Annotated in this window: 1 protein-coding gene, 1 rRNA gene and 2 riboswitches; both genes read left to right on the top strand. The window is 41.8% G+C overall.

The genetic code is table 11. The features are described 5' to 3' along the window. Positions 1-39: 39 nt before the first annotated feature. Positions 40-121, top strand: a riboswitch (cyclic di-GMP riboswitch). Positions 122-193: 72 nt separating this feature from the next. Further along, positions 194-275: riboswitch (cyclic di-GMP riboswitch) on the top strand. 13 nt (positions 276-288) lie between these two features. Continuing rightward, on the top strand, positions 289-1,098 hold the full coding sequence (locus tag A3842_RS09555; RefSeq protein WP_074101183.1) for a transglutaminase-like domain-containing protein: 810 nt from the start codon (positions 289-291) through the stop codon (positions 1,096-1,098). Between the two features lie 372 nt (positions 1,099-1,470). Beyond that, positions 1,471-1,593, top strand: a 16S ribosomal RNA gene (locus A3842_RS09560); the annotation flags it as partial.

Consider the following 1,593-nt stretch of genomic DNA (forward strand, 5'->3'; position numbering starts at 1 on the left):
ATAGAGATGAATATGGTAGTATATAACTATAAAAGCTAAGCACGATAACGGCAAACCTATCGAAAGGTAGGGACGCAAAGCTAAAGGGCCTTCCCTCTATGGATGGCAGCCAGCTACCGAATGAAGAGGCTTTTTTTGTTTAGTCTTCATATGAATCTAGCAGATCACTTTTAGAAGTGAACAGATAAAGCTTATACGATAACGGCAAACCTATCGAAAGGTAGGGACGCAAAGCTAAAGGGCCTTCCCTCTATGGATGGCAGCCAGCTACCGAAAGGGGTTTTATCCATGAAAAAGATCTATTTTATGCTATTAACACTGTTCGTAGTCGCCACTTCCGTTCAATTAGGCTCGGCAGAAGCTGCAAGCACAGATACAGGCTGGTTAAATACATCGCAACTGGATCAAGGTGTAATTGCAGTGTCTTATGACGTACCTATGGACAAACGCATTAAGTTGATGATCACCAAGGACAACAACAGCTATACTTACAATCTCTACGCTTCCAAGCCAACTGAAACATTCCCATTGCAGCAAGGTAATGGCTCTTATAAGGTTTCGGTTTTGGAGAACACTACCGGCAATAAATACAAAGTTATTTCTTCCGATACGATAGATCTTAGCTTGGACAATGCTAATGCCGTATATTTGAGCTCTGTACAGAATGTGAAGTGGAGTTCTTCCGATAAATCAGTTCTCAAAGCCGCCCAGTTGACACAGGGCCTAACCACCGACGAACAAAAGGTAAAAGCAATCTATAACTTCATCGTGTCCAATGTGAAATATGACTATACTCTGGCCTCTACGGTTACGACAGACTATATTCCGAACAATGATAATACACTCATCACCAAAAAAGGCATTTGCTACGATTATGCCTCATTGTTCGCAACCATGCTTCGCAGTCAAGGTATACCTGCTAAGCTGGTAATGGGGAACACAAGCTATGTGACTTCCTACCACGCTTGGAATGAAGTTTTGATTAACGGCGAGTGGGTAACTATTGATACTACAGTTGATGCGGGGCTGGGCAAGAGCAACCAAGCTACAGGATTGATCAAAGTAGCAAGCAAATATGCGGCAGCAAAGTTCTACTAATACGAGTAGAAGTGACTTTTATATAAGCTCGATTTGAAGATAACCCACTTAAAGATTAAGTGGGTTATCTTTCTTTATTAAAAGGGTTGCTTTTTCATATGACAATAGGGTATTATAAATAAGCGTTGTTGGAGCGCTGCTAAGTAAATGTGAATGACTAAATAGGTGATTCATAAAAGGCTTGCATTACTCAAATGAACGTGATATATTATAAGAGTTGCTGGTGACGAGATAATCGGCGCCGACGACGAGCTTGATCTTTGAAAACTGAACAACGAGTGAGTGGGATTTCACACAAGTGAGATCCAAAAATAGAGAATATTTTATTCTCGTCAGATGTTTCAAAATGAGCAATCGCTCTTTCTAAATACCAATTTGGAGAGTTTGATCCTGGCTCAGGACGAACGCTGGCGGCGTGCCTAATACATGCAAGTCGAGCGGAGCTTATCCTTCGGGATAAGCTTAGCGGCGGACGGGTGAGTAACACGTAGGCAA

The organism is Paenibacillus sp. P3E, assembly GCF_001909045.1.
Lineage (GTDB): Bacteria > Bacillota > Bacilli > Paenibacillales > Paenibacillaceae > Paenibacillus_AQ > Paenibacillus_AQ helianthi.

Coding starts and splice junctions, on each gene's coding strand:
- A3842_RS09555 (WP_074101183.1), top strand. CDS start 289: ATGAAAAAGATCTATTTTATGCTATTAACACTGTTCGTAGTCGCCACT.